This window comes from Mycolicibacterium moriokaense (assembly GCF_010726085.1).
Taxonomy (GTDB): domain Bacteria; phylum Actinomycetota; class Actinomycetes; order Mycobacteriales; family Mycobacteriaceae; genus Mycobacterium; species Mycobacterium moriokaense.
On the sequence record NZ_AP022560.1, the window covers coordinates 3,725,881 to 3,749,215 of the forward strand.

The 23,335-nt window shown below is 66.9% G+C and carries 21 protein-coding genes; 9 read left to right on the forward strand and 12 right to left on the reverse strand.

The annotated features are described in order from the left end of the window. Positions 1-14: 14 nt before the first annotated feature. Positions 15-578 carry a TetR family transcriptional regulator gene (locus G6N43_RS18230; RefSeq protein WP_083149757.1) on the forward strand — a complete coding sequence of 188 codons (564 nt, stop codon included), beginning with the start codon at positions 15-17 and terminating at the stop codon, positions 576-578. Here G6N43_RS18230 and G6N43_RS18235 read toward each other — a convergent pair. Next, positions 575-1,330 (reverse strand): hypothetical protein, encoded by a 756-nt coding sequence (locus G6N43_RS18235; RefSeq protein WP_083149523.1) that lies wholly within the window; start codon positions 1,328-1,330, stop codon positions 575-577. The genes G6N43_RS18230 and G6N43_RS18235 overlap by 4 nt on opposite strands. Positions 1,331-1,411: 81 nt before the next feature. On the opposite strand from G6N43_RS18235, the gene G6N43_RS18240 reads away from it, so the two are divergent. Beyond that, positions 1,412-1,747, forward strand: a complete 336-nt coding sequence (locus G6N43_RS18240; RefSeq protein WP_083149524.1) for an MmcQ/YjbR family DNA-binding protein — start codon at positions 1,412-1,414, stop codon at positions 1,745-1,747. A 3-nt stretch (positions 1,748-1,750) separates the two neighbouring features. Here G6N43_RS18240 and G6N43_RS18245 read toward each other — a convergent pair whose 3' ends face one another. The 4 genes from G6N43_RS18245 to G6N43_RS18260 all read right to left on the reverse strand — a co-directional run bounded on the left by G6N43_RS18245 (position 1,751) and on the right by G6N43_RS18260 (position 5,430). Next, positions 1,751-2,257, reverse strand: coding sequence for a 2'-5' RNA ligase family protein (locus tag G6N43_RS18245; RefSeq protein WP_083149525.1), 507 nt, complete (start codon positions 2,255-2,257; stop codon positions 1,751-1,753). Positions 2,258-2,259: 2 nt separating this feature from the next. Continuing rightward, complete coding sequence (bioD, locus tag G6N43_RS18250; protein WP_083149526.1) at positions 2,260-2,928, reverse strand: dethiobiotin synthase; 669 nt, start codon at positions 2,926-2,928, stop codon at positions 2,260-2,262. Next, positions 2,925-4,073 carry an 8-amino-7-oxononanoate synthase gene (locus tag G6N43_RS18255; protein ID WP_083149527.1) on the reverse strand — a complete coding sequence of 383 codons (1,149 nt, stop codon included), beginning with the start codon at positions 4,071-4,073 and terminating at the stop codon, positions 2,925-2,927. Before G6N43_RS18255 ends, bioD begins: the two co-directional genes overlap by 4 nt. A gap of 61 nt (positions 4,074-4,134) precedes the next feature. Continuing rightward, positions 4,135-5,430, reverse strand: a complete 1,296-nt coding sequence (locus G6N43_RS18260; RefSeq protein WP_083149528.1) for an adenosylmethionine--8-amino-7-oxononanoate transaminase — start codon at positions 5,428-5,430, stop codon at positions 4,135-4,137. A gap of 23 nt (positions 5,431-5,453) precedes the next feature. Here G6N43_RS18260 and G6N43_RS18265 point away from each other — a divergent pair, with 23 nt between their 5' ends. From G6N43_RS18265 to treZ, 4 genes are read left to right on the forward strand one after another with little or no spacing between them, the layout of a single operon-like run. Next, positions 5,454-7,625 carry an acetyltransferase SucT gene (locus G6N43_RS18265; protein ID WP_083149529.1) on the forward strand — a complete coding sequence of 724 codons (2,172 nt, stop codon included), beginning with the start codon at positions 5,454-5,456 and terminating at the stop codon, positions 7,623-7,625. Next, a complete protein-coding gene (glgX, locus tag G6N43_RS18270) occupies positions 7,625-9,775 on the forward strand; it encodes a glycogen debranching protein GlgX (RefSeq protein WP_083149530.1) in 2,151 nt (716 codons plus the stop codon). The genes G6N43_RS18265 and glgX overlap by 1 nt, the downstream gene beginning before the upstream one ends. Positions 9,776-9,778: 3 nt before the next feature. Then, positions 9,779-11,992, forward strand: coding sequence for a malto-oligosyltrehalose synthase (gene treY, locus G6N43_RS18275; RefSeq protein ID WP_083149531.1), 2,214 nt, complete (start codon positions 9,779-9,781; stop codon positions 11,990-11,992). Beyond that, positions 11,985-13,718, forward strand: coding sequence for a malto-oligosyltrehalose trehalohydrolase (gene treZ / locus G6N43_RS18280; protein ID WP_083149532.1), 1,734 nt, complete (start codon positions 11,985-11,987; stop codon positions 13,716-13,718). The genes treY and treZ overlap by 8 nt, the downstream gene beginning before the upstream one ends. Here the strand turns inward: treZ and ilvA are convergent. Then, on the reverse strand, positions 13,706-14,986 hold the full coding sequence (ilvA, locus tag G6N43_RS18285; protein ID WP_083149533.1) for a threonine ammonia-lyase IlvA: 1,281 nt from the start codon (positions 14,984-14,986) through the stop codon (positions 13,706-13,708). The genes treZ and ilvA overlap by 13 nt on opposite strands. Positions 14,987-15,141: 155 nt before the next feature. Between ilvA and G6N43_RS18290 the strand changes: the two genes are divergently transcribed. Continuing rightward, the gene (locus G6N43_RS18290) at positions 15,142-15,336 is read left to right on the forward strand and encodes a hypothetical protein (RefSeq protein WP_083149534.1); all 195 of its coding nucleotides are present in this window, start codon (positions 15,142-15,144) and stop codon (positions 15,334-15,336) included. Positions 15,337-15,390: 54 nt separating this feature from the next. On the opposite strand, the gene G6N43_RS18295 is transcribed toward G6N43_RS18290, so the two are convergent. Then, on the reverse strand, positions 15,391-15,630 hold the full coding sequence (locus G6N43_RS18295; protein ID WP_083149535.1) for a hypothetical protein: 240 nt from the start codon (positions 15,628-15,630) through the stop codon (positions 15,391-15,393). A gap of 136 nt (positions 15,631-15,766) precedes the next feature. After that, positions 15,767-16,180 carry an SRPBCC family protein gene (locus tag G6N43_RS18300; protein WP_083149536.1) on the reverse strand — a complete coding sequence of 138 codons (414 nt, stop codon included), beginning with the start codon at positions 16,178-16,180 and terminating at the stop codon, positions 15,767-15,769. Between the two features lie 29 nt (positions 16,181-16,209). Here G6N43_RS18300 and G6N43_RS18305 point away from each other — a divergent pair, with 29 nt between their 5' ends. Further along, positions 16,210-16,950, forward strand: a complete 741-nt coding sequence (locus tag G6N43_RS18305; protein ID WP_110810287.1) for a hypothetical protein — start codon at positions 16,210-16,212, stop codon at positions 16,948-16,950. A 35-nt stretch (positions 16,951-16,985) separates the two neighbouring features. Then, positions 16,986-17,819 (forward strand): class I SAM-dependent methyltransferase, encoded by an 834-nt coding sequence (locus G6N43_RS18310; RefSeq protein WP_083149537.1) that lies wholly within the window; start codon positions 16,986-16,988, stop codon positions 17,817-17,819. On the opposite strand, the gene G6N43_RS18315 is transcribed toward G6N43_RS18310, so the two are convergent. The 4 genes from G6N43_RS18315 to rarD form a co-directional block, all read right to left on the reverse strand. Next, positions 17,816-18,625: an isocitrate lyase/PEP mutase family protein gene (locus tag G6N43_RS18315; RefSeq protein WP_083149538.1), complete on the reverse strand. Its 810-nt coding sequence runs from the start codon at positions 18,623-18,625 to the stop codon at positions 17,816-17,818. The two genes, G6N43_RS18310 and G6N43_RS18315, sit on opposite strands and share 4 nt — an antisense overlap. Then, positions 18,625-22,167, reverse strand: a complete 3,543-nt coding sequence (gene dnaE, locus G6N43_RS18320; protein ID WP_083149539.1) for a DNA polymerase III subunit alpha — start codon at positions 22,165-22,167, stop codon at positions 18,625-18,627. The genes G6N43_RS18315 and dnaE overlap by 1 nt, the downstream gene beginning before the upstream one ends. A 73-nt stretch (positions 22,168-22,240) precedes the next feature. Continuing rightward, positions 22,241-22,423: a hypothetical protein gene (locus G6N43_RS18325; protein ID WP_083149540.1), complete on the reverse strand. Its 183-nt coding sequence runs from the start codon at positions 22,421-22,423 to the stop codon at positions 22,241-22,243. 46 nt (positions 22,424-22,469) lie between these two features. Next, positions 22,470-23,315 carry an EamA family transporter RarD gene (gene rarD, locus G6N43_RS18330; protein WP_234810014.1) on the reverse strand — a complete coding sequence of 282 codons (846 nt, stop codon included), beginning with the start codon at positions 23,313-23,315 and terminating at the stop codon, positions 22,470-22,472. Between the last annotated feature and the right edge of the window lie 20 nt (positions 23,316-23,335).

Below are 23,335 nucleotides of genomic sequence, written 5' to 3' on the forward strand. Positions count from 1 at the left end.
GCTAGGGTATGGGCGTGCAGCTGACCAAACGGGACGTGGTCGAGGCGGCGGCGTCGCTGTTGGACGAGTACGGCATCGCCGATCTGACGATGCGGCGGCTCGCGCGCGAGCTCAACGTGTCCCCCGGCGCCCTTTACTGGCATTTCGCGAACAAGCAAGAGTTGCTGGGCGCCATCAGCGACCGCATTCTCGACGGCGTCCCATCGGCAAGGGGTGTCGTCGAGTTGTGCAACCGGCTGCGCGATGCGCTGCTGTCACATACCGACGGTGCCGAACTGGTGTCGGCCAGCTTCGCGGCCGGGCAGTCACCGGTGATGAAAGAGATCCTGGCGCTCTTGACCGAAGCGGTCTCCGAGGTCGGTGTCGACGTCGCACATGCCGAACTGGCCGCCCGCACGGTCGTCTACTACGTGCTGGGCTTCACGGTCGACGAACAGTCACGTCTGCAGTGGGACGCGGCAGGCGCCGAGCTGCCGGTCGACCAGTCTGTCCTTTCCGAAGACCCCACCCACAGGTTCGACTTCGGCGTGCAGTTGTTGGTCGACGGCATTCTCGCCAGGCGGGCGCAACCGGTCTAGAAGCCCCGGTAGTTCTCGATGTCCTTCATCCATCCGGGGCTGCCCGCGTCCACCGACGCGGTGAGCGTCCACATGCGGACACCGGGGTCGTGGCCCGACACCATCGCAAATCCCAGTTGGCGGTGTGTCTCGCTGGGCCCGGGTCGGATGATCACCTCAACGATTTTGTTCGGACGGCCCTCTGCGGTGACACCTGCGAATTCACCTTGGTCATAGACGGGGCTCTCGCGGACGACGATGTTGTCGGCCTTCGGCACGTCGTTTCCCGTCCCGACGAGCGCGTCCACATCCTTCTTCAGCGCCGGGGAGTAAACGCACGACAACAGGTTCTCCCCTTCGTCGGTCGGGGCGAGCTTCTCCGCGTAGTTCGTCAGCGTCAGATACGTGTTGACGATCGCCTGGCCGTTGGCCGAAACCTCGTCGAGGTCCGCGAACGGCACCGGCGGCTTCTGCTCTGATCCACCGGCATCCTCGAGCGCATCACGCCATCGGTTCCGCCAGTCGGCCGGGTGCTCGGAGGCATACGGCATGCATCGGTCGATGCGGTCGGAGTAGCTCAACTTCATGAACTCGGAGTGGCCGGATTCGATGGTGGTCGGTGGTGGAGCGGGCTTGTAGAAGAAGTTCATGAACAGCGATGTGGCGCCGACAATGGCGCCGATGACCGCGATCGACGTGGTCGTGAGCCAATGGTATCGGCCGGGGCTCCAGTGGGAGGCTCGGTCGGTTTCGTCGTCCGATTTCTTGGCCACCGAGGCGGAAATTACCGGACTTCACCGGATCGAATCAGCAGATCACCGACATTGTCGGGGGTACCGGCTAGCGTCAGCGAGATGATCACGGTCGACGATGTGCGGCCCATCGCCCTGGCATTACCGAGGGCGTACGAGGCCGTCGTCGCCGACCGGATCAGGTTCAAGGTCGGACGCCTGGTCTTTGTGGCGTTCTCGCGCGACGAAACCACGATGGGCTTCGGGTTTCCCAAGGAAGAGCGGGCCGCGCTAGTGGCCTCGGAGCCCGACAAGTTCCTGATGCCCAGGACTTCCGAAATGCGATACAACTGGGTCGCGGTCCGGCTCGACGCGATCGAGCTCGACGAGCTGCGCGAATTCATCATCGACGCATGGCGGATGTGCGTGCCGAAAAGCGTTGCGGCGACGGTCCCGTAGCGACTAGACCGGATATTCGCGCTTGGCGTTGCCGTCCCAGCGGCGCAGTCCGACGACGGCGCCGACGATCTCGATTGGTGTCCCCGCAACCCTGACGGCGCGGCCCATCTGAGCGGGCACGACGCGGCGAGCCACCGTCACGTGGGGTGTCCAGCCGTCCGGCTGCGCGTTGGCCATCGGGCCCGGATGTTGGTAAGGCAGGCACATCTCGTACACCTCGGCGTGCACAGCCAGCAGCGCGGTCGTCGGCACCACTAGGCGGGCGAGTACGGCCTTGGCCCTGCCGAAGAACAGCGGTGCACCAATGCGGCAAGGCATCGGAAACCGGTCGGACAGCGATGAGAGCACGTCGTCCACCTCGGGGTCGATCCGTTCGGCGACCGTCAGCGTCGAGTGCGGACGGCTGGCAGGTGCCTGGCTGGGAATTCCTGCGTCACGCAACTCATCCCAGATGTGCCGGACGGTTGCCTCGGTGTCCGTATCGAAGATCAGCTCGACGGAATGGACCATCGCTACCCCAGACCGGCGACCCACACCGAGTCGAACGCCGACGCGCTCACGACCTCGAACTCTTCCGCGCTCACCGCACCCAGGCCTGCGGGCAGCACCGCCCGAACCGGGGCGAGCCTGCTCAGCGCCTCGCGGTTGCCCTCCTCGGCCGGGCCGGGATCGGACGGCCATGCGCCGATGACAAGTCCCGAACATGGAATCCCGTGTGCAGCAAGCGATTCCAGTGTCAACGCGGTGTGGTTCAACGTGCCGAGGCCCGCAGCGACCACGACCAGCACCGATGCGCCCAGATCCTTCGCGACATCGCGCAGCGTCACGCCACCCTCCCCCAGTTCGACGAGCAGGCCGCCGGCGCCTTCCACCAGAACCAGCTTCGCCTCCGCCGCACGTACCGATTCGACGAGCTCAGCGCGCGTCGGCAACGGCAGACCCGCCCGCTGCGCCGCGGCGACCGGCGCCAGCGGTTCCGGGTAACGCCACGCCCCACGCAGGTCGGTCACCCCGGACAGCCGACCGATGTCGGCCAGGTCGTCGTCGTGCGGGCTTCCGGTCTGCACGGGTTTGCACACCGCCACGTCGATGCCCGCGAGCCGGGCGTGACACGCCAGCGCCGCCGTCACCACCGTCTTGCCGACACCGGTGTTCGTCCCGGTGATGACGAGCGTGCTCACGTGCCGGGAAAGAGCACGTCGACGAGAACCTCACGAGCCAAGGCCATCTCGTCCTCCGACAGCGATGCGCGGGCCGTCAGCCGCAGCCGCGAAGTGCCCGGCGCGACGGTCGGTGGCCGGAAGCAGCCGACGCGTACACCGCGGTCCAAACACGCCACCGCAGCGGCCAGTGCCACATCCGGCTCGCCCATTATCACCGACACCACCGCGGAGTCGGGTCGCTCGGCGACGTCGCACACGGTCGCGAGGGCCGCCGCGTGGTCCAGCACCGCCTGCGCCCGCCACGGCTCGGCAATCAGCACATTCAGCGCCGCCCACGCCGCACCCACGGCGGCGGGTGCCAACCCCGTGTCGAAGATGAACGGACGTGCGGCGTCGATCAGATGGTCGCGTACCGCCGTCGGCCCAAGCACGACGCCACCCTGACTGCCCAGCGCCTTGGACATCGTCGTCGTCATCACGACGTCCGGCGCGCCCGCCAGCCCGACCTCGTGCAACAGCCCTCGACCGCCGGTCCCCCGCACCCCGAGCCCGTGCGCCTCATCGACGATCAGCAGGGCGTTGTGGCGGCGGCACACGTCGTGCAGCGTCCGCAGCGGGGCGAGTACGCCGTCCGCGGAGAACACGGAATCGGTCACCACGACCGCGCGCTCCTCGTCGCGGGCGGTCAGCGCCGCCTCGACGGCCGCGACGTCGCGATGTGGTGTCACCACCACCCGGGCCCGCGAAAGCCGACAGGCGTCGACGAGAGACGCATGCGTCAGGGCATCAGACACCAACAGCGAACCCGCGCCGGACAGCGAGACGACCGCGCCCAGATTCGCGGTGTACCCCGACGAGAACACCAGGGCCGACTCGGCGCCGACGAAGTCCGCGAGCGCATGCTCGAAGCCCTCATGGATTTCGGTGTTACCGGTCACCAGCCGCGAACCCGTCGCCCCGGCACCCCAGGTACGCAGCGCGGTCACCCCGCCCTCGATCACGTCGGGATGCTGCGACAGACCGAGGTAGTCGTTCGAGGCCAGGTCCAGTTCGGCACCGACGGGCGCGCGCGTGCGCAGCGACCGCCGCAGGCCCGCCGCGCGGCGCTGCTGCTCGACGTCGTCGAGCCACGCCAGCGGCGAAAGACCAGTGCGTGATGTCACGTGTGCCTCCGGCGAGCCGACTTGAACGGTGTTCAGGCTAACGCAGAGCGCGGTCAGACCGTTAACCCGCCAACGCAGCCGCCACGGCGACCATGGCCGAGCAGATCTGCGCGATCTCCTCCGGCGTGCAGATGTACGGCGGCATCACATAGACGAGGTTGCGGAACGGCCGCAGCCAGACCCCGTGATCCAGCGCGACAGGCGTCGCCACCCCCAGATCCACGGGCCTATCCATCTCGATCACGCCGATCGCACCCAGCACCCGGACGTCGGCCACCCCGGCGAGATCCGCCGCGGGCGACAGGCCGTCACGCAGGCCCGCCTCGATCGCGCGCACCGACGACCGCCAGTCGCCGGCGAGCAGCAGTTCGACCGACGCCACCGAGACCGCGCACGCCAGCGCGTTGGCCATGAAGGTCGGCCCGTGCATCAGCGCGCCGGGTTCGTGCGTGCTGATCGTCTCGGCGATCTCGCGGGTGCACAGCGTCGCCGCCAGGGTGATGTAGCCGCCGGTGAGCGCTTTCCCGACACACATGATGTCGGGCGTCACCCCCACGTGGTCGGCGGCGAACAACTCCCCCGTGCGCCCGAAGCCGGTGGCGATCTCGTCGAAGATCAACAGCACCCCGTGGCGGGTGCACATCTCGCGCAGGTCGAGCAGGTACCGCGGATCGTGGAACCGCATCCCGCCCGCCCCCTGGACCACCGGTTCCACGATGACGGCGGCCAACTCGTCGACGTGTTCGACGAGTTGCTTCTCGAACGCCTTCACATAGCCGGCGTCGTACTCGCTGGGCACCGCAGGTGCGAACTCCTGACGGGCCAGCACGTCGGTCCACAGCGAATGCATGCCGCCGTCGGGGTCGCAGACACTCATCGGAGTGAAGGTGTCGCCGTGGTAGCCGCCGCGCCAGGTCATCAGCCGGTGCTTGCCGCCGCGGCCGATGCTGCGCCAGTACTGCAGCGCCATCTTGACCGCGACCTCGACCGAGACCGAGCCCGAATCGCTGAAGAAGACGGTGTCGAGACCGTCCGGTGTGAGTTGGACCAGCAGCTGTGCCAGCCGAGCGGCGGGTTCGTGGGTCAGTCCGCCGAACATGACGTGGTTCATGGTGGCCAGCTGGTCGGTGATCGCCGCATCCAGGACCGGATGGCCGTGGCCGTGGATCGCGGTCCACCATGACGCCATCGCGTCGAGAACCTGCACGTCCCGCCCGTCGCGGTGCAGCGTCAGCCACGCGCCGCGCGCGCCGGCGGCAACCAGCGGCGCGAACGCTTCCGCGCCGATCGTGCTGTAGGGATGCCAGACGTGGGCGGCGTCAATGGCGCTGATCTCGGCAGGCGTCAAGGAAGCCACCTTGGGTAGATTATCGGTCGACCATGATGACCCTCGCCCCTGCCCGGCCGGCACCAGCCACCGACCCGGGACCTCCGTCACGCGCAGCGAATGCTGCTACGCCGGCACGTGCATCGGGCTACTACCGGCACGATCTCGACGGCCTGCGCGGCGTGGCGATCCTCCTCGTCGCCGTGTTCCATGTGTGGTTCGGCCGCGTCTCCGGCGGGGTCGACGTCTTCCTGGCGCTGTCGGGCTTCTTCTTCGGTGGCCGCATCCTGCGCACGGCGATGACGCCAGGCGCATCCCTGTGGCCGGTCCCCGAGGTCACCCGGCTGGTGCGCCGCCTGCTGCCCGCGCTGGTGGTCGTCCTCGCGGCGGCGGCCGTGTTGACGATCCTCATTCAGCCCGAAACCCGTTGGGAGACATTCGCAGACCAAAGTCTGGCGAGTCTGGGCTACTACCAGAACTGGGAGTTGGCCAACACCGCCTCGGACTACCTGCGCGCCGGTGAGGCGGTCAGTCCGCTGCAGCACATCTGGTCGATGTCGGTGCAGGGCCAGTTCTACATCGCCTTCCTGGCGCTGATCTTCGGGTTCGCCGTACTGTTCCGCCGCGTCTTCGGCCGCCACATGCGGATCGCGTTCATCGTGCTGCTGAGCGCGTTGACCATCGCGTCCTTCGTCTACGCGATCCACGCCCACAACACCGATCAGGCCACCGCCTACTACAACAGCTTCGCGCGGGCCTGGGAGCTGCTGCTCGGAGCGCTGGTCGGCGCCCTGGTCACGAATCTGCGCTGGCCGATGTGGCTGCGCACCGCGGCCGCGGTCATCGGATTGGTTGCGATCCTGGCGTGCGGCGCCGTGCTCGACGGCGTGCACGAGTTCCCCGGCCCGTGGGCGCTGGTGCCGGTGGGCGCCACGATGCTGTTCATCCTGTCGGCCGCCAACCGGGTGGCCGATCCGCACACCGCGGGTCGCATGCCCTCCCCCAACCGGCTGTTGGCGACGGCGCCGTTCGTCGCGCTGGGCGCCATGGCGTACTCGCTGTACCTGTGGCACTGGCCGCTGCTGATCTTCTATCTGTCCTACACGGGCCATCGACGCGTCAACTTCGTCGAGGGTGCCGTCATATTGCTGGTGTCCGGTGTGCTGGCGTGGCTGACCACGAAGTACGTCGAGAACCCACTGCGTTATCGCCCCGCCTCCTCGACCGCCGTCCCGCTGCGGGCCCGGTTGCGCAGGCCGACGATGGCGCTCGGCTCGGTGGTCGTACTGCTGGCGGTGGCGTTGACGGCGACATCGTTCACCTGGCGTGAGCACGTGGTCATCGAACGCGCCTCAGGAAAAGAGCTGAGCGGTCTTTCGTCGCGTGACTACCCCGGCGCCCGCGCCCTCATCGACAAGGTGAAGGTGCCGAAGCTGCCGATGCGCCCGACCGTGCTCGAAGCGAGGAAGGACCTGCCCCCCACCACCGAGGACGGCTGCATCAGCGACTTCGACAACGTCGGCGTCATCACCTGTAACTACGGTGACGAAACCGCTTCGCGCACCATCGCTCTCGCGGGTGGTTCGCACGCCGAGCACTGGATCACCGCGCTTGACCTCCTTGGCCGGATGCACCACTTCAAGGTGGTCACCTATCTGAAGATGGGCTGTCCGCTGACCACCGAGGAAGTCCCGTTGGTCATGGGCGACAACCGTCCCTACCCGAAGTGCCACGAGTGGAACGAGCGGGTGATGGACAAGATCATCGCCGACCGTCCCGACTACGTGTTCACCACCGCGACACGGCCGTGGAACATCAAGCCGGGCGACGTCATGCCAGCCAACTACATCGGTATCTGGCAGACGTTGTCCGACAACAACATTCCGATCCTGGCGATGCGCGACACTCCGTGGCTGGTGCGCAACGGGCAGCCGTACTTTCCAGCCGACTGCCTGGCCGAGGGCGGCGACGCCATCTCCTGCGGAGTAAAGCGATCCGACGTATTGTCTCCCAAGAACCCCGCACTCGATTTCGTCAAGCGGTTCCCGTTGCTCAAGCCCCTGGACATGAGCGATGCGATGTGCCGCAAGGACATCTGTCGCGCGGTGGAGGGAAATGTCTTGCTGTATCACGATGCCCACCACATCTCGAGTACCTACATGCGCACCATGACGCCCGAACTCGGGCGACAGATCGCGGCCGCCACTGGTTGGTGGGTCGACTGATGGCGTCCGACGCACCGGCGTCGGTACCCACCGTCTGGCCGGGCACCCCCTACCCTCTTGGCGCCACCTACGACGGCGCAGGCACCAACTTCTCGCTGTTCTCCGAGATCGCCGACCGGGTGGAGCTGTGCCTCATCGGCAAGGACGGCAGCGAGGAGCGGATCAACCTCGAAGAGGTCGACGGCTTCGTCTGGCACTGCTATCTGCCTACCGTCACGCCCGGGCAGCGATACGGGTTCCGGGTGCACGGGCCGTGGGAGCCGACCGCGGGGCATCGCTGCGATCCGAGCAAGCTGCTGCTCGACCCGTACGGGAAGTCCTTCCACGGTGACTTCGAGTTCACGCAGGCGCTGTTCTCGTACGACATGAACGCCGAGGACCTCGCGACCGGCGGCACCCCACCGATGATCGACTCCCTCGGCCACACGATGACCAGCGTCGTGATCAACCCGTTCTTCCAGTGGGCCTCCGACCGCGCACCGCGTACGCCGTACCACGAGACCGTGATCTACGAGGCACACGTCAAGGGCATGACGCAGACGCATCCCGGCATTCCCGAGGAGCTGCGCGGAACCTATGCCGGCCTGTCGCACCCCGTGATCATCGACCACCTCAAGTCGCTGAACGTCACCGCGATCGAACTCATGCCGGTGCACCAGTTCATGCACGACCACCGGCTCCTCGACCTCGGACTGCGAAACTACTGGGGCTACAACACCTTCGGCTTCTTCGCACCGCACTACCAATACGCGGCAAACAAGCACGCGGGCGGCGCCGTCGCGGAGTTCAAGACGATGGTGCGGTCGTTCCACGAGGCGGGCATCGAGGTCATCCTCGACGTGGTCTACAACCACACCGCCGAAGGCAACCACCTCGGCCCGACGATCAACTTCCGCGGCATCGACAACGCCGCGTACTACCGGCTGCTCGACGGCGACCCGAGGTTCTACAAGGATTTCACCGGCACAGGCAACAGCCTCAACGCGCGTCACCCGCACACACTGCAGTTGATCATGGACTCGCTGCGGTACTGGGTGCTGGAGATGCACGTCGACGGATTCCGCTTCGACCTGGCCGCGACGCTCGCCCGCGAGTTCTACGACGTCGACCGGCTGTCGGCGTTCTTCGACCTGGTGCAGCAGGACCCGGTGGTCAGCCAGGTCAAGCTCATCGCCGAGCCGTGGGACATCGGCGAGGGTGGCTATCAGGTCGGAAATTTTCCTGGTTTGTGGACCGAGTGGAATGGGAAATATCGCGACACTGTGCGTGATTACTGGCGGGGCGAGCCCGCAACCCTGGGTGAATTCGCGTCCCGGCTGACCGGGTCATCGGACCTCTACGAGGCGACCGGTAGGCGGCCGAGCGCGTCCATCAACTTCGTCACCTGCCATGACGGGTTCACGTTGGCCGACCTGGTGTCGTACAACGAGAAACACAACGAGGCCAACGGCGAGGACAACCGCGACGGCGAGAGCCACAACCGGTCGTGGAACTGCGGTGTCGAAGGGCCCACCGACGATCCCGAGATCCTCGCCCTGCGCGGTAAGCAGATGCGCAACATCATGGCGACACTGATGCTGTCGCAGGGCACGCCGATGCTCGCCCACGGTGACGAGATCGGCCGCACCCAGTCGGGCAACAACAACGTGTACTGCCAGGACTCCGAGATCTCCTGGATGGACTGGTCGCTGTGCGAGAAGAACGCCGACCAGCTCGCGTTCACCCGCAAGGTGATCGAGTTCCGCAAACGGCACCCGGTGTTCCGGCGGCGGCGGTTCTTCGAGGGTGCGCCCATCCGCACCGGCGATCAGGTGCGCGATATCGCCTGGCTGACCCCGGGAGGCACCGAAATGACCCCCGAGGACTGGGATTCCGGCTTCGACAAGTGCGTCGCGGTTTTCCTCAACGGGGACGCGATCCCCGCGCCGAACGAACGCGGTGAGCGCGTCGTCGACGATTCGTTCCTGCTGTGCTTCAACTCGCACAGCAAGGCGGTGGACTTCGTCGCCCCCGACATCGGCTACGCCGCCCAGTGGACCGCGGCGTTCGACACCGCCGACCCGACCGGCGAGACGGATCTGGTCGTCGCCGCTGGCGAGAAGCTCACGCTCGCGGCGCGGTCCCTGCTGGTGCTGCGTAAGACCGCGTAACGCATGCCGATTCGCCCGCTCTCGACGTATCGGCTACAGATGCGCGGAGACTCCTTTACCTTCGCCGACGCCGAAAACCTCCTCGACTACCTCGACGCACTCGGGGTGTCGCATCTGTACCTGTCCCCGATCCTGACCGCTTCGCAGGGGTCGACGCACGGTTACGACGTCACCGATGCCACCACCGTGTCCGCCGAACTGGGTGGCCCCGAGGGTTTGGCTCGGTTGTCGGCGGCGGCGCGCTCTCGCGGCATTGGCCTGATCGTTGACATCGTGCCCAACCATGTCGGGGTCGACGACCCGCAGCAGAACCATTGGTGGCTGGATGTCCTGACGCACGGCCGGAATTCGCCCTATGCGTCGTATTTCGACATCGACTGGGACCTGGATCCGGACGGGCGGATTGTGCTGCCCGTCCTCGGCGACGACGGCGACGAACCGCCGCCGTCATACCCGGCTGACAGCCCCCACTATCGGGCGATCGGCTGGCGCAACGGAATCTGCGGATACCGGCGGTTCTTCTCCATCACGTCACTGGCCGGGTTGCGTCAGGAGGATCGCGCGGTGTTCGACGCGACCCACGTGGAGGTCGCACGTTGGTTTCGCGAAGGGCTGGTGGACGGTGTGCGCATCGACCATCCGGACGGATTATCCGACCCGACAGGCTATCTCGCGTGGTTGCGTGAATTGACCGGACCACAGGCGTGGATCGTCATCGAGAAGATCCTGGCCGTTGACGAGGCGCTGGAGCCCACGCTGCCGGTGGAGGGCACCACCGGCTACGACGCGCTGCGCGAAATCGGCGGCGTGTTCATCGATCCCGCAGGTGAACAGGTGCTCACCGATCTCTACGACTCCGCGGGCGTCGCATACAGCTCGATGCCGGAGGTCGCCCGTCGGCTCAAGGCCGAGGCCGTCACCGACACCCTCGAGAGCGAACTCGCGCGGCTGTGTCGGGTGATCGTCGCGGCCACCGGCACCGACCACCCCGAACTGCCTGCCGCCGTGGCTACGTTGATCAGCCATATCGAGGTCTATCGCTCTGACTACCAAGCACTTTCGGCAGTGCTGCCCACTGCGATCGCCGCCGCAGTCACGGAGCGACCGGAGTTCGCCGCCCCGATGGCGGTCGTCGCATCCGCATTGGCGCTCAGCGACGAGGCCAACGTGCGGCTGCAGCAGTTGTGCGGTGCTGCGACGGCGAAATCGATGGAGGACTGCCTGTTCTACCGCGATGCGCGGCTGGTGTCGCTCAACGAGGTCGGCGGTGAGCCGCGCCGGTTCGGCGTGAGCGTCGCCGAGTTCCATCACCGCGCGGCCGTGCGGGCCAAGATGTGGCCGCACGCCATGGTGACGCTGTCGACCCACGACACCAAGCGCGGCGAGGATGTGCGCGCGCGAATCGGGGTGCTGTCGCAGGTGCCGTCGCTGTGGGCCGAGCTCGTCGGAAAGTGGACGCACGCGGCCCAGCCACCGGATGCGGCCACCGGACTGTTCCTGCTGCAGAACATGTTCGGCGTGTGGCCGGTGGGCGGCGAGATCCGGCCGTCGCTGCGGGAACGACTGCACGCGTACGCCGAGAAGGCGATCCGGGAAGCTGCGCTGCACACCAGCTGGAACGATCCGAACGAGGAGTTCGAGTCGGCGGTGCACGGCTGGATCGACACCGTGCTCGACGGTCCGATCGGCACCGAGATGACCGCACTCGTCGCCCGACTCGACCTCCATGCGCGCAGCGACGCCCTCGGCCAGAAGCTGATCTCGCTCACCGCGCCCGGTGTGCCGGACGTCTACCAGGGCACAGAACTGTGGGAGGACAGCCTGGTCGACCCGGACAACCGCCGCCCGGTCGACTACGCGGCCCGCCTCGAGGCGCTCGAGACGTTGCGGCATCCGAAGATCCGGGTGGTCGCCGCGGCGTTGCGGCTGCGGCGCGAGCGCGCGGCCAGCTTCACCGACGGCAGCTACACCCCCGTGCAGGCCGACGGCCCGGCCGCCGACCACCTGGTGGCGTTCCTGCGCGGCGACGACGTGCTGACCGCGGTGAGCCGGCACACGGTGATGCTGTCGGAAACCGGTTGGGGGGAAACGGCATTGACGCTGCCGGACGGACGGTGGACCGACCGCATCTCGGGTAGGGAGTTCGGCGGCAGCACGCTGGCGGCCGAACTGTTCGCGGATCTGCCGGTCGTCCTTTTGGAGCGGACCGATGACTGAGTTTTCGGTATGGGCGCCCATCCCCGACCGGGTCCGGCTCGACGTGGACGGCACGCTGCACGAAATGACCAGGTCCGACGACGGCTGGTGGCGCGCCGACGTCGAGGCGCCTGCCGGGGCGCGCTACGGGTTCGTGCTCGACGACGATCCGACGGTGCTGCCGGATCCGCGGTCGCCGCGCCAACCCGACGGCGTTCACGAGCGGTCGGCGCTGTGGCAGCCGGATCCCGACGCCTGGACCGACGGCGACTGGGCAGGCGGCTCGATCGAGGGCAAGGTCATCTACGAGCTGCACATCGGAACCTTCACCTCCGGCGCGACGCTCGATTCGGCGATCGAGAAGCTGGACTATCTGGTCGATCTCGGCGTCGACTTCGTCGAACTGATGCCTGTCAACGCATTCGGCGGTACGCACGGCTGGGGCTACGACGGGGTGCTGTGGTACGCCGTGCACGAACCGTACGGCGGCCCCGACGCGTTGGTGAGATTCGTCGACGCGTGCCATCGGCGCGGTCTCGGTGTGCTGATCGACGCGGTGTTCAACCATCTCGGCCCGTCGGGTAACTATCTGCCGCGGTTCGGTCCCTACCTGTCGTCGGGCAGCAATCCGTGGGGCGAGTCGATCAACATCTCCGGGCCCGAAGCCGACGAGGTGCGGCGCTACATCCTCGACTGCGCGCTGCGATGGATGCGCGACTTCCACGCCGACGGCCTGCGTCTGGACGCGGTGCACGCCCTCGTCGACACCACGGCCATTCACATTCTCGAGGAATTGGCCGCCGAAACCGACGCGCTGGCCGAGGAATTGGGCCGTCCGCTGTCACTGATCGCCGAAAGCGACCTCAACGACCCGCGGCTGATCACGCCGCGCGACCGCGGCGGTCTCGGGATGACCGCGCAGTGGGACGACGACATCCACCACGCGATCCACACCGCGGTTTCGGGTGAACGCCAGGGCTACTACTCGGATTTCGGTTCGCTCGAGGCGCTGGCGTCGACGCTGAAGCACGGATACTTCCATGCGGGCACCTACTCGTCGTTCCGGCACCGTCGACACGGGCGACCACTGGACACGGCGACCATTCCCGGTACCCGACTGCTGGCCTACACACTCACGCACGACCAGGTGGGCAACCGAGCCTGCGGCGACCGGCCGTCGCAGAACCTGACGTTCGGCCAGCTGGCGGTCAAGGCCGCGCTGGCGATCGGATCGCCCTATACCGCAATGCTTTTCATGGGCGAGGAATGGGGCTCGTCGTCGCCGTTCCAGTTCTTCACCTCACATCCGGAGCCCGAACTGGCCAGAGCGACCGCCGAGGGCCGTAAACGCGAGTTCGCCGAACACGGATGGGACGCCGACGAAATCCCGGATCCGCAGGACCCGCAGACCTACGAACGCTCCAAACTGAACTGGGATGAGATCGACGACGGTGAGCACGGCCGCCTGCGTCGCGTCTACCAGCGGCTGATCGCACTCAAACGGACCGAACCCGATCTGGCCGACCCGTGGCTGGATCACCTGCGGGTCGACTACGACGAAGATCAGCACTGGTTCGTCATGCACCGCGGAACGCTGGCGATCGCGTGCAACCTCGGTACAGACGCAGTCGACCTACCGGTCACCGGCGACGTGGTGCTGGCCTGGGACGAACCGAGGGTGGGCCCGGAATCGACCACGGTGCCCCGTCATTCGTTCGCGATTCTGCGGCGTCCTCAGAGCAGATAGCGGTACGCGGGCGAGCCCGGTTCCAGCGCCTCGACGTGAATGTCGGACGCCTGCATCCGTGCCATCAGACCGTCGAAGTCACTGGCCGAACCCAGCTCGATACCCACCAGCGCCTCGCCGGTTTCACGGTTGTTGCGCTTGACGTACTCGAACAGCGTGATGTCGTCGTTGGGGCCGAGGACCTCGTCCAGGAACCGCCGCAGCGCACCGGGTTCCTGGGGGAAGTCCACCAGGAAGTACTTCTTGAGCCCGAGGTGCACCAGCGAGCGCTCGAGCACCTCGCCGTAGCGGGACACGTCGTTGTTGCCGCCGGAGATCACGCACACCACAGTCGATCCGGGTTCGAGCTGCGCCTCCATCAGCGCCGCCACCGACAGTGCGCCCGCGGGTTCGGCGATGATGCCCTCGTTCTGGTAGAGGTCGAGCATCGCGGTGCAGACCGCGCCCTCGGCGACGGTCGTGATGGACACCATGTCCCCGGCGGCCGCCAGCGCGGCGAACGTCAGATCGCCCGCGCGGTTCACCGCCGCACCGTCGACAAACTGATCGACCTCGTCCAGGGTCACCGGCTCCCCCGCGGCCAGTGCCGCGATCATCGCCGCCGCACCCGCGGGCTCGACGCCGAGCACCGACGTGTTGGTGGTGCGTTCTGCGAGATAGGTCGTGATGCCCGCGATGCAGCCACCGCCGCCGACGGGCACGATGACCAGGTCCGGTTCGTCGTCGAGCTGGTCGAGGATCTCGGCGGCGATCGTCCCCTGCCCCGCGATCGTGCGCAGATCGTCGTACGGCGGAACCAGCGTCGCGCCCGTCCGTGCGACATCCTCCAGCGCGGCCGCCGCGGCCTCGTCATACGTGTGGCCGACCATGATCAGCTCGATGAACTCGCGACCGTGGTAGCGGATGCGGTCGCGCTTCTGCTTGGGGGTCTTGCCCGGCACGTAGACCCGGCCGTGGATACCCATCGACCGGCATGCCATCGCGAAACCCTGCGCGTGGTTACCTGCCGACGAGCACACGACGCCTGCCGCGATCTCCTCGGGCGACAGCTGCATCAGCAGGTTGTGGGCGCCACGCAGCTTGTAGGACCGCACGGCCTGCTGGTCTTCGCGCTTGAGGTAGACGTTCGCGCCGGTGACCTCCGACAACCGCTCGCTGTACTCGAGCGGGCTGCGCCGCACGACGCCGGAAATTCGCTGAGCAGCCTCATCGATGTCGGCCGCGGACAGCGGCGACGTTCTCGAGGTCTGGCTCAGTTCAGCGGTCACCGAACAATGGTGCCACCAACCCGGCCTTTTTCTTAAATGGGCCGTCGCCACGAACGGGTCAGCCGGGCCCGATTCATAGCCTGACTAGGGAAATTGATTGCCCTCAACCCGTGTTTCGGTTGCCCGAAAACTTCCTTACGAGCTATCGTCAAATCATGACCGTACGCGACCAAGTCAGCATCGCCGGGGTGCCCTGGCCGGTGTACAAGGTGCTTGCGCTCGCGGTGGCGGCCATCGTCGCAGTGATCGTCGCCGTCGCCACAGCGAGCGCCGCGCCGGCCGTGCTCGCGGCAGCTGCCGCAGGCACGGTCGTGTGGCTGGGCCTTGGCGCCTTCCACTCGCACGAGTGAACCCGTAACGACCGACAGGCCCTCCCGCCGGGAGGGCCTGTCGTATGTCTGGACTCAGCGCTGGTAAAGCGGCTCCACTGTCTCGACGTGATTCACGCCATGATGGTGGTGCAGCTGCCCGCCGGCGGGGGCCTTCACGGACGGCGCGTACGAGTACCCCGGCCCGCTCGGCGTGGTCGTAGCGGCATTGGCCATGCCCGCCATGCCAAGGGCGGCCCCTCCGACGATGCCGGCCGACATGATCGGCAGGGCGATGTAGCGGGCGATCCGGTGAGTGATGGTGGTGTTCGTCATTTCGGCTTCTCCTCGTTGAGTTGCTCTCCCGGTCGTCCCGGCGATGACTCAAGAGTGCCGTGGTCACGCCTTTCGGTCTGTCCGCTGATCGGACACCCACCGGCGGAATTCCCGCGTCCACCGATCGGGGGACCGGCTAGAGGGCCGGAGATGCCTCCACCAGTTGCTTCAGCGTGGCGAGGTCCGCGGCGACCGCTTGGGCGTCGGCGTCGAACTGCTCGTCGGTCATCCCCTCGCGGCGACGCACGGTGAACATCACCTCACACCGGTCCTCGTCCACACCCGCGGGGACGACGCGCATCGGGTTGTACACCTTCTCCCCCGACGGCATCCCGACCACGTGATCCAGCACCCCGAACGCGTTCGGCGGTGAGAACTCCACCGTCACGATGCCCATCGGCGAGTCGGCCACCCAACCGTCGGCCTCCTGCCGTAAACCGCCCTCGGCCAGCCCGGCGGCCCATTGCGGCCACGTGTGCGGATCCGCAGCGAACTCGTAGACCACCTCTGGTGCAACATCGATCCAAATACTGACGTGTCGCGACTGCATACCTTCATCGTGGCGCACACACTTTCCTGGTGGACACGACCCCCGAACCTGAGAACCCGGTAGAGGATTTCGTCCGTCGCGCCGAGCGCCTGGCCTCCGACGCCGAAGAACACGTCCCCTCGTGGCTGCGTTCCGGCGATCCGGAGAGCCGGATACCCGTGTTGATAGCTCTGCTCGTGGCGATCGGCCTGCAGCTCGCCATCCCCAAGGGCTACACCGTGGTGCCGCGGTGGCCGCTCATCCTGCTCGAGATTCTGCTCGTCGTCGTGCTGGTCGGGCTGAATCCGCTTCGGCTGACGAGGCGCACGAAGTTCGGCCAGGGGGCCAGCTATCTGCTGTTGGCCGCCATCACCCTCGACAACTCGCTGTCCGCACTGGTGCTGGACATCCGCATCCTCAGCGGCGACGTGAGCAACAACGCTGCGGTGCTACTCGGCAGCGGCGGCGCAATCTACGTGACGACCGTCATCGCCTTCGGGGTCTGGTACTGGGAGATCGACCGAGGCGGACCGTTCGCCCGACGCGAGGGCAGCAGGCCCTACCCCGACTTCATGTTCCCGCAGATGACGGAACCTGAACTGGCACCGCCGAACTGGCGACCGGAGTTCTTCGACTACCTGTTCGTCAGCATCACGAACGTGGTGGCGTTCTCGCCGACCGACACCATGCCGATGACGCGGCGGGCGAAGGCGATGATGGCGAGTCAGGCGATCCTCTCGTTCACCACGTTGGGACTCGTAATCGCAAGAGCGGTGAACGTTTTGGGCTGAACGTTCAGCGGCGAAACCGGAGTACCGTCGATGTCATGGGTCTCGCCACCGCCGAACTGACACCGATCGAGCAGACCGCCTTTCTCACCGAATACGCCCGCGCGCTGGACAGTCAGTGGCCGCGGCCGATCCTGGGCGACCGGCTGGCCTACGAGGTCATCGGCAAGATCGACTACGACTTCGTCGGGCTCGGTGTGCAGACCAGCGTGGTATGCCAGACGGCGCTGCGGGCCAAGATGCTCGACGACCGGGTGCGGGCGTTCATCGCCAAGAATCCCGACGCGGTTGTCGTCGACCTCGGCGCCGGTCTCGACAGCGGGTTCTATCGCGTCGACCCGCCGCCGTCGGTCGACTGGTACAGCGTCGACCTCCCCGGAATCACAGCATTACGCGACCACGTCCTCCCCGCCGACGCGCACTCGCACTCCGTGCCCGTATCGCTGGCCGACGCGCACTGGCCCGACGCCATTCCCGCCGGTCGGCCGACCATGCTGATTGCCGACGGACTGTTCGCCTTCCTGGCCGAATCACAGATCGCCGGGATCTTCCGCCGCATCACCGAGCACTTCGCGACCGGGGAGTTGGCGTTCAACGACTACGGCCGCATCGGCTGGGTCAGCCGCCTCGCGGTCAAGCTCACCCCGCAGAAGATGTTCAAGGACGTCGAAAGCCAGTGGCGCTACGCCGGTTTCAAGGACGCGCACTACCCGCAGACCTGGAACCCGCGGATGCGGCTGGTCGAGGAGGCCAGCCTGACGAGCGCGCCGGAGGTCGAGCTGTTCCCGCCCTGGATCCGGATCCCGACGAAGCTGATGGGCAAGACGAAAGCCTGCGCCCGCAAGGCGCGCATCCTGCGTTACGCGTTCTAGCGCAGGCGGTACGCCTCGAACAGGCTGTTGAGTTCGCCGAAGTCGGCGGCACCGGACAGCCCCGCGAAGGAACCGTCGTGCGCAATCCGCCGGGCCGCGGACAGGAACGCACCCCACGCGACGCGCGTCAACGCGGACCCGACGCTGATCCGCCGCACCCCGAGCTGCGCCAGGTCGTCGACCGTCAGTCCGGTATCCGAGGACATCAACACGTTGACCGGCCACGGTCGCAGCGCGTCGACGATCGCGGCGATGTCCTCCCGGGTCCGCACCCCCGGTGCGTACAATACTTCGGCCCCCGCCTCGGCGTAGGCCTGCAGCCGGATGATCGCCTCCCGCAACGGATCCGGATGGCCGTACAGGAAGCATTCGGCGCGGGCGGTCAGCAGCACGTCGGCCCCGTCGATCGCCGCATGCGCGACGCGGATCCGCTCCACCGCCTCGGGCAGCGGGTACAGGGGATCCTGGGCGCCGCCGCGGGCATCCTCGATGGACAGGCCGGCGACCCCGGTCGCCACGCACCGCCTGACGTTGGCCGCGAGCCCGTCCAGATCGTCGGCGTAGCCGGCCTGGAAGTCGGCGTTGACCGGCAGATCGACTGCACCCACGATCTCTTCGATGTTGCGCAGCGCAGCGTCGACACCCAGTGCGCTCGGCGTGTCCGGCAATCCCTGCGCGAAGCACGCGCCCGCACTGGTGGTGGCCAGCGCCGGAAAACTCATGGCTGCCAACGCGATCGCCGTGCCGCGATCCCACGGATTCGGAATGACGAAGCAGCCCCGCTCGTGCAGTTCGCGGAACGACATCAGCCCAGGCAGCCGGGGCCCAGCAGCGCCTTCAGATCACCCATCAACGCCGACGACGCCGTCACCCGCAGCGACGCATCCAGTTCCAGCGTGGTGATGCGCTCACCGCTGATCAGCCGCAGATGCACCTGCGAGGTGCCGGGATGGCGGGCCAACACCTGCTTCAGCGCGGTGACCTTGTCGACCGTGCACTGCCGCGTCGGCAGCGTGACCGCCAGTGGGCGGTCGATCTGCGCGCTCGAGAAGTCGGGTACGACAAGGTCGTTGGCGATCACCGAGATCCGGTCGTCACGGATGGCGACCTTCGCACCGATCAGGACCACCGCGTCGTCGGTGATCTCGGCCCCGAACGTGGAATAGGTCTGCGGGAAGAACAACACCTCGATGCCGCCGGTGAGATCCTCCAACTGCGCTGACGCCCAGGGCAATCCGTTCTTGTTGACCCGCCGGTTCACCGACGCCAGGATCCCGCCGATCCGCACCTGCGTGTCGTTGGGGATGTCACCGTCGAGAATCGCGGGGATCGCGGTGTCGACCTGGGCGGACAGCAGATGGGCGATGCCGTTGAGCGGATGCCCGGACACGTAGAGGCCGAGCATCTCGCGCTCGAGCGCCAGCTTGTGCTTGTCCTCCCACTCCTCCTCGGGCACCTTGATGCTGAACACCGCATCGGTGGCCGTGTCCGCGCCGCCGAACAGATCGAACTGGCCCATCGCCTCGGCCTTCTTCGTGCCGAGCACCGAATCGACCGCGTCGGTGTGAATCAGGAACAGGCCCTTACGCGGATGTCCCAGCGAGTCGAACGCACCCGCCTTGATCAGTGACTCGGTGACCTTCTTGTTGCAGGCCGCGATATCGATCTTGTTGAGGTAGTCGGAGAAGTCGATGAACTTGCCCTTGTCGGTGCGCGAATTGATCAGTGAGGCCACCACATTGGCGCCCACGTTGCGCACCGCACCCAGTCCGTAGCGGATGTCCTCGCCGACGGAGGCGAAGTTCAGGCTCGACTCGTTGACGTCGGGCGGCAGCACGGTGATGCCGAGCCTGCGGCAGTCGGCGAGGTAGACGGCGGCCTTGTCCTTGTCGTCGCCCACCGACGTCAGCAGGCCGGCCATGTACTCGGCCGGATAGTTGGCCTTCAGATACGCCGTCCAGTACGACACCAGGCCGTAACCCGCGGCGTGCGACTTGTTGAACGCGTAGTCGGCGAACGGCAGCACCGTGTCCCATAGCGCCTTGATGGCCGCGGCCGAAAAGCCGTTGGCCTTCATGCCTTCCGAGAAGCCCTCGAACTCCTTCTCCAGGACTTCGCGCTTCTTCTTGCCCATCGCCTTACGCAGAATGTCTGCTCGGGCGAGCGAATAGCTGGCCACCTTCTGCGCGATGCGCATGATCTGCTCTTGGTAGACGATCAGGCCGTAGGTCTCGGCGAGGATCTCGCGTAGCGGCTCCTCGAGTTCCGGGTGGATCGGCTTGATGGCCTGGCGGCCGTTCTTGCGGTCGGCGTAGTCGTTGTGGGCGTTCATGCCCATGGGCCCCGGCCGGTACAGCGCGATGACGGCGACGACGTCCTCGAACTCCGTCGGCTGCATGCGGCGCAGCAGGTCGCGCATCGGCCCGCCGTCGAGCTGGAACACCCCGAGCGTGTCACCGCGGCCCAGCAGTTCGAAGGTGGGCTTGTCGTCGAGCGGCACCGACTCGAGGTCGAGGTCGATACCCCGGTTGATCCGGATGTTCTCGATGGCGTCGCCGATGATGGTGAGGTTGCGCAGGCCGAGGAAGTCCATCTTCAGCAGGCCGATGGCTTCACACGACGGATAGTCCCAGCCGGTGATGATGGCGCCGTCCTGCGGCCGCTTCCACAGCGGAATCGCGTCGACCAGCGGCTCGCTGCTCATGATCACCGCGCAGGCGTGCACGCCCGCATTGCGCACCAAACCCTCGAGGCCGCGGGCGGTCTCGTAGATGGTGCGCACGTCGGGGTCGGTGTCGATCAGCCCGCGAACCTCGGCGGCCTCCTTGTACCGCTCATGGGAGGGGTCGGTGATACCCGAGAGCGGAATGTCCTTGGCCATGATCGGCGGAGGCAGCGCCTTGGTGATCCGGTCGGCGATGGCGAAGCCGGGCTGGCCGTAGTTGACTCGGGCCGAATCCTTGAGCGCTGCTTTGGTTTTGATGGTGCCGAAGGTGATGACCTGGGCGACCCGGTCGCTGCCCCATTTGTTGGCGGCATAGCGCAGCATCTCGCCGCGGCGACGGTCGTCGAAGTCGATGTCGATATCGGGCATCGATACGCGTTCGGGGTTGAGGAACCGCTCGAACAGCAGCCCGTACGGGATCGGGTCGATGTTGGTGATGCCGAGCGCGTAGGCGACCAGCGACCCCGCCGCCGAACCTCGGCCGGGCCCCACCCGGATGTCCACCGAACGCGCGTAGTTGATCAGGTCCGCGACGATCAGGAAGTAGGACGGGTAGCCCTTCTCGCAGATGACCTTGATCTCGTAGTCGGCCCGCTCGCGGTATTCGGCCGGCACCTCCGAATCGGGGAAGCGCCGCTTCAGGCCGGCGTCGACCTCGTGCCGCAGCCACGAATCGGGGTCGTGTCCCTTGGGCACCGGGAAGATCGGCATCCGGTCCTTCGGCGTCCAGACCTCCGCGTAGCTCTGCACCCGCTCGGCGATCTGCAGCGTGGCGTCGCAGGCGCCCGGGATCTCCGCGTCCCACAACGCACGCATCTCGGCGGCCGACTTCAGGTAATAGCCGTCGCCGTCGAACTTGAACCGGTTCGGGTCCGACAGGGTCTTACCGGTTTGCACACATAGCAGCGCCTCGTGGTTGCGGGCAGCGTCGCGCGTGACGTAGTGGCAGTCGTTGGTGGCCAGCGGCGGGATGCCGAGCTTGCGGCCGATCTCGAGGAGCCCGTCGCGGACGCGGCGCTCGATGTCGAGGCCGTGGTCCATCAACTCGAGGAAGAAGTTGTCCGGGCCGAAGATCTCGCGCCACTTCGCGGCCGCCTCGAGCGCCTCCCGGTCGTGCCCCAGCCGCAGCCGGGTCTGCACCTCACCCGACGGGCACCCGGTCGTGGCGATGATGCCCGCCGAATGCTCGGCGATCAGCTCGGCGTCCATTCGGGACCACTTGCCGAGCTGACCCTCGAACGACGCCAGCGACGACAGCTTGAACAGGTTGCGCAGCCCCGTCGCGTTCTCGGCGACCATCGTCATGTGGGTGTAGGACCCGCTGCCCGAGACGTCGTCGGACTTCTGCGACGGGTCACCCCAGAGCACGCGCTTGGTGTCGAACCGCGAGCCGGGCGCGATGTACGCCTCCACACCGATGATCGGCTTGATGCCCGCCTCGGTCGCGGCGTTGTAGAACTCGCTGGCGCCGAACATGTTTCCGTGATCGGTCATCCCGATCGCGGGCATCTCCAGCCGCTGCGCCTCCGCCAGCATCGGCTTGACCTTCGCAGCACCGTCCAGCATCGAGTACTCGGTGTGGTTGTGCAGGTGCACGAAGGACGCGCTCGACGGACTGGTCATAGGGTCGTCAGTCTATTGCGGTGCCCCGACAGATCTCGGCGTGTCGCGGTGCGTGTCCTTAGCCGGATGTCGGCTACCGCGGGTCGGCGGCCGCGGCAGTTGTGGACGCCGCGGCCCGCACCAGGCCCGACCGCGGCCGATGCAGCCGGAACACCCGCTTGACCTCGGCCTTTTCGGGCAGCTGCCAGCCCAGTTGGGCGACGACACCGGCCCCTACGAGGATCGCGACCATCGCCGCGAACCAGACCCCGTTCATGGCTCCACGCTAGGACGCATCAGGGCTCGAGGAATCGGGTGTTTCCCTATATCGCGTCGGGTGCAGCGCGGCCGGCCCGCGCCCGCCACAGGGCGTCCGCGCTGAACACCGCCAGCGCGAGCCAGATCAGCGCGAAGCCGAACCAGCGCGCGGGCGGCATCGGTTCATGGCCGACGAGCACGCCCCAGGTCAGCTGCATCGCCGGGGTCAGATAGAACATCAGCCCCATCGTCACCAGCGGCAGCCGCTGGGCCGCGGCGGCGAACAGCAGCAACGGCAGCGCGGTCACGACGCCCGACAGAATGAGCAACGCGATGTGGTCGGCACCGAAATCGGTGAACGTTCCCGGCCCGCCGCCCTCCAGCACCGCGATGTAGGCCAACGCGAACGGCGCGGCGACGGCGGCCTCCACCCCGACGCTGACCCGCGGATCGGTTGGCACCACCTTCTTTACCGCGCCGTAGAGGCTGAACGACAGCGCCAGCCCGAGCCCGATCACCGGCGGTGTGCCGACCTCGACGGTGAGCACGACGACGGCCACCAGCGCGATGGCCAGCGCGGTGAACTGGGCGCTGTTGAGCCGTTCGCGAAAGATCAACAGCCCCAACGCCACAGTGACCAGGGGGTTGATGAAGTACCCCAGCGCGGCGTCGACGACGTGACCATTGTTGACGGCGTAGATGTAGATGCCCCAGTTGATGGAGATCAGCGCCGACGCGCCCACCAGCAGCAGCCAGACCCGGCCGGTGATCGCGCGGATATCGCGCAGCCGCCTGGCCGCCGCGATGACGACGACCATCAGCAGACATGTCCACACGATGCGGTGGGCGAGGATCTCGAGCGGGTTCGCCGGTTCCAACAGTGGGAAGAATGCGGGGAACACACCCCACATCGCGTAGGCGCCGATACCGA